The sequence below is a fragment of the Neobacillus drentensis genome (assembly GCF_036966985.1).
Classification (GTDB): Bacteria; Bacillota; Bacilli; order Bacillales; family Cytobacillaceae; genus Neobacillus; species Neobacillus drentensis_E.
Window position 1 is genome coordinate 1 of sequence record NZ_JBALSN010000071.1, and the last position, 5061, is coordinate 5061.

Consider the following 5061-nt stretch of genomic DNA (forward strand, 5'->3'; position numbering starts at 1 on the left):
ATAATGATGAACTTGAATATTTTGTGTCGCCCTAGTTTTTTATTTCTCCTTTCCAATATTCCTTCTAACTATTTATATGCATAAATTGGATGGGTATTTATTTACAATTCTCTTTGAAAAAATTTACAACATAGGTTATACTAGTAAAACCAATTGAAATTTGGTATATTAGTATTCTGTTTTAACCAATATTTAGGGGTTACTCTGGAAAGGAAATCGGCCGTGACAAAGAATGATTTAGTTACATTAATTGAAAAAAAACGAGCTGAATTAATTCAAGTCGCTACTAGTAACGGCTTGACATCCTCCGTTGCGATTCGCTACAGCCAGGAGCTTGACCACCTCTTAAATGAATATCATCGTACATATATAAAAAAGGTACCCTCATCAGCCTGTTAAGAAAAAACTCCTATAAAAATTCTAAAAGCCTGGCAGCGATGCCAGGCTTTTAGAATTAATTAACAACATCCTCAAGACGTTCTACCACTCCATTTTGTAAAAGGAACATTTTATGGTATAAACCACCTAGAGCAAGCAGTTCTTGATGTGTTCCCCTTTCAACAATTTCTCCTTGATGTAAAACTAAGATTAAATCAGCATCCTGAATCGTTGACAGCCGATGGGCTATCGCAATTGTTGTTCTCCCTTTTCTCATTTTGGCGAGGGCTGTTTGAATGGCTTCCTCTGTTTCCGTATCAATATTGGCAGTCGCTTCATCTAGGACCAAAATTTTAGGATTGGTTGCAATTGTTCTAGCAAAGGCGATTAATTGCCTTTGACCGCTAGAGAAAGTGGTCCCTCGTTCCACCACCTTATGGTTAAAACCATCCTCTAATTTTTCGATAAAGGTATGGGCCTGGACAAACCTCGCCGCCTCTTCCACTTGTTCATCTTTCATGTCATTGGCATGCAGGCGGATATTGTCCTTTACCGTCCCGAAGAATAAAAATGGATCCTGTAAAACAAGGCCCATTTTCTCCCGAAGCTCTGTTTTAGTGAACTTTCGAATGGATTGGCCATCAATGAAAATGTCACCCCGTTCATATTCATAGAACCGCATCAGCAGATTAATGATGGAGCTTTTCCCGCTTCCGGTATGACCAACTAGGGCGACGGTTTCGCCTGGATTCGCAGTGAAAGAAATAGATTTAAGCACATCCTGCTTCCCATTATAGGAAAAACTTAATTCCTTAAATTCAATCTTTCCTTGTTCAATCGATTGGCTGTTCTCTTCCTTTTGAGCGGGTGCTAACTCTTCCTCATCTAATAATTTAAAGACGCGCGATCCTGCGACAATCGCTTGCTGGTACAAGGAAAGTCTCATCATCATCTGATTTACCGGTTCAAAAAAACGATCCAGATAGTTGATGAAGGCATATAAAACTCCGATTTCAATGACATGGTTCAAAGAAGTGAGCCCAAAATATGATAACACAATGATTAATGCTAAAATGTAAATCAAATCAATCGCTGGCCTTAAGAGCAGACCGTCAATCTTCAGATTCTTCATTCCGGCATGATAGTGTTGGTCATTAATCATTCCAAATTCAGCACGTAGTCTTTTTTCCTGACGAAATACTTGAATGATGCCCATTCCTGATAAAGATTCACTTAACTTGGCATTCAACTGGCTCAGTCGTTCACGCATATCAAGGTAGAATCGTGAACTTAACTTTCGATAGAGGTTCATGACAAATAACAGCATTGGGAGGATAATGACGCATAATAATCCTAGTTTGATATTCAAGATAAACATCGCGATAAAAATCCCTGATAATAAAAACCCACCTTGGATAAACGTTGCAATGACAGTGACAAACATGTCTTTAATCGCTTCGGTGTCATTCGTTACCCTGGAAACAATACTACCGGCAGGTGTTTGATCAAAATATTTTAGCCCAAGTGACTGAACTTTAGAAAAAACATCTATTCGAAGCTGTTGGATAATTTTTAAAGCAAGCTCTTGGAACTTCACAAATTGAAAAAACATCAGAATGGCTTTTATGATTTGAATGCCCATATATGTGGAGCCAAGTATTAATAGCGGTTGAAAGGCAAGCTTTCCTGGTGTTAAATAATCATCGATAAATATCTTGACTAAGATCGGAAGGACAATATCACCGATGGTTGTTAATAATAGAAAGATAAATGCCATTACTACCAGTTTTTTATGAGGTTTCGTGTAGGACAGCAGCCGAAATAATATATTTCGTTGTTCACGGTCGGAAAGCTGTATTTTTTCTTCCATATTAATGTCCTCCAAGCTCGACCAGCTCTTCTAGCTGCTGGCGTAAATACATTTGCTTATACCATCCGCCCAGTACCATGAGTGCTTCATGGGTGCCTCTTTCAACAATCTTCCCTTCTTCAAGCACAAGAATGAGATTAGCATGTTGAATCGCACTTAATCGATGGGAAGTAATAATGGTTGTTTTTCCTTCCCGGTTTTGTCTTAGCGAGGAAAGAATGGCTTCCTCTGTTTTTGCATCTACCGCAGATAAGGAATCGTCGAGAACCAATACTTCTGGATTCATTAAAATAGCCCGGGCAATCGAAATCCTCTGTTTCTGCCCACCAGATAAGGACACACCTCTTTCCCCAACAACTGTATGATAACCCTCCACAAATTGGAGAATGTCATCATGGATATTCGCTAACTTTGCGGCATTCTCTACTTCCTCTGTAGAGGCATTAGGGTTCGTAAAGGCAATGTTTTCACCGACTGTGGCCGAAAATAAGAAGTGGTCTTGCGGTACATAACCAATCGCTTCACGTAATTTTTCAAGTTTGTAGGCTTGAAGTGTCTTCCCACCAAAGGTAATTTCTCCTTGATAACTATCAAACTCACGAATGAGCAACTTTAATAATGTTGTTTTCCCGGCACCCGTTTTACCCACAATGCCAAGTGTTTCCCCCGCTTGCAGTGAAAAGTGAATATCCTTTAAAACAGGTTCAGTTTCACCTGGGTAGGTAAACTTGGCAAGGTCGAATTCTATTTTTCCTGCCGGCACAACGTTTAAGGCATCCTCATGATCGGTAATATCTACTTTTTCCTGAAGGAGCAGGCTGACACGGTCATAGGAAGCCCTGCCCCGCTCAACGATATTAAACAACCAGCCAAAAGCAAGCATCGGCCAGATAAGCAACCCTAAATATGTAGTAAACGAAAGTAATTGTCCGATCGTTAATTCCCCATTAAGTACATATCTGGAACCAAACACAATTGATAAAAAGAAAGAAATCCCCACAATAATAGATATCGTTGGATCAAACAGCGAATCAATTTTTGCAACAGTAATATTTTTTTGGACAACATCTTCTGATTGCTTCCGAAAATCCTCAATATCTTCCTTTTCCTGACCAAACGTCTTAATGACTTTAATCCCGGTAATACTTTCCTGCGTTTTATCATTTAGGGACGAAAAGGCTTCTTGTGCCTGATAAAAGGTTCGATGGAGCATCGTTCCAAACCAACTCGTTAGGATGACCATAAAAGGCATAGGAATCAAACAAATTAAGGTAAGTTTCCAGCTGATCGTAAATGCCATCGCACAGATAACAAAGCCACCAGTAGACAGCGAATCAACAAAAGTTAACACCCCAACACCAGCCGTTTGTTGAATCGCTTGCAGGTCGTTTGTGGCATGGGCCATCAAATCGCCAATTCGACGTTTTTGGTAGAATGATGGGGACATATTGGTAAAGTGCTGATACAGCCGATTCCGAAGCAGTCTACTGAGCTTTATTGAAGAACCAAAAATCATCACTCTCCAATAATAGCGAAGAACATACATAGCCAAGCCTACAGCAACGAGTGCCCCTATCCACTGAAGGAGTATTCCCTTTGTCATGGTCCCATCCTTAATTTCATCAGCAATGATTCCAATAACCTTTGGCGGCACTAACTGAAGGACAGCCACAAGCATTAAAATGAATATCCCAGAAATATACGCTTTTTTTTCTTTCTTAAAATACCAGCCTAAGTCTAAAAATACTTTCATCCAACCGCCCCCAAAACACAAGAAAATTATTGCTGTTAGGCAAATTAATCCATTAACAGAGGTTTAATTTTACCAAATATTATCAAAATAATAAAGATTTAGAATACTTGCTAAGGACGAAAAAACATAAGTATCTACTTAAAATAAAAACCACCTTTCGGAATTTAATAAATTCAGAAAGGTGGTTAATTATTGGTCTAATCGGATCGTGTTTGCTTGTCCGTTTATTTAGATTGTTGCTTGTTCATGGCAGCCATCATTTGGTTGATCTTCTTCTGTGATGGTTTTTGTCCCATTTGCATCATCATCATTTTCAGCATTTGTTCATTGATAGGCGGATTTTTCTTTAAGTAGCTCATCATATATTTACGAGCAATGAAAAATCCTAGTGCTACACCAGCTGCTAATGCCAGTATACCAACTAGAACGTAATACATATTCAACTTCCTCCTTCGTGTTGTCTACCATACAGTGTACTAAATAAAACACGATTAGACAATATCTGCAATCAGATAAATTTTCTTTCTTTTATCGGTTTTAACCAACCGTATCGTTGATGTTCAAGGTCAAGCGCTAAAAAGGAAGACTCACATTTTCTTAACACTTCAAAAAAGGCAGTCTCGGCTTCATAGCTTCCTTGTGCATCAATGGTAATTAAATCTTGGAAAACTTCTAACTTTGCCGTACTTAGTTTTCCGCTTAATTCCATTGAATATGCACCATTTTCTGCTTTAAATCCCTTTACTTTTCCAAGTTGCTTTTGAATAAGTTGATGGATCTTTAGTGCCTCGACTTTTCTTGTTATATAGGAAATTTGTTTTTGGGTTATAAATTTAAGCTCACCGTTTGCTTTATGATTCTCTTGAAAAAGCTGAAAAAACAATCGCTCTCTTCCGAAGTAATGGGTCGCAAATTCATCTTCTATTAAATATAGCTGATATTTTCTCACCACTGTTCTCTCCTTCGTTGGTTACCCTTTTTACTATTATAAAAAAAGACAAGCGAAACATTTGTCTTACGGCGCCAAAAACTTCCACTATTTTTGTCGATTATCAGAATT

The 5061-nt window shown here is 38.5% G+C and carries 5 protein-coding genes; 1 reads left to right on the forward strand and 4 read right to left on the reverse strand.

Features of this window, described 5'->3' with window-relative positions:
- Window positions 1-222: 222 nt before the first annotated feature.
- Window positions 223-399: an aspartyl-phosphate phosphatase Spo0E family protein gene (locus V7659_RS05160; protein WP_335538558.1), complete on the forward strand. Its 177-nt coding sequence runs from the start codon at window positions 223-225 to the stop codon at window positions 397-399.
- Window positions 400-454: 55 nt separating this feature from the next.
- Here the strand turns inward: V7659_RS05160 and V7659_RS05165 are convergent, their stop codons facing one another.
- The 4 genes from V7659_RS05165 to sirA all read right to left on the reverse strand — a co-directional run bounded on the left by V7659_RS05165 (window position 455) and on the right by sirA (window position 4950).
- Window positions 455-2248 (reverse strand): ABC transporter ATP-binding protein, encoded by a 1794-nt coding sequence (locus tag V7659_RS05165; protein ID WP_335538560.1) that lies wholly within the window; start codon window positions 2246-2248, stop codon window positions 455-457.
- A 1-nt stretch (window position 2249) separates the two neighbouring features.
- Window positions 2250-4001: an ABC transporter transmembrane domain-containing protein gene (locus V7659_RS05170; RefSeq protein ID WP_335538562.1), complete on the reverse strand. Its 1752-nt coding sequence runs from the start codon at window positions 3999-4001 to the stop codon at window positions 2250-2252.
- 224 nt (window positions 4002-4225) lie between these two features.
- Window positions 4226-4438 (reverse strand): YneF family protein, encoded by a 213-nt coding sequence (locus tag V7659_RS05175; protein WP_373561664.1) that lies wholly within the window; start codon window positions 4436-4438, stop codon window positions 4226-4228.
- A 71-nt stretch (window positions 4439-4509) separates the two neighbouring features.
- Window positions 4510-4950, reverse strand: a complete 441-nt coding sequence (gene sirA, locus V7659_RS05180; RefSeq protein ID WP_335538564.1) for a sporulation inhibitor of replication protein SirA — start codon at window positions 4948-4950, stop codon at window positions 4510-4512.
- Between the last annotated feature and the right edge of the window lie 111 nt (window positions 4951-5061).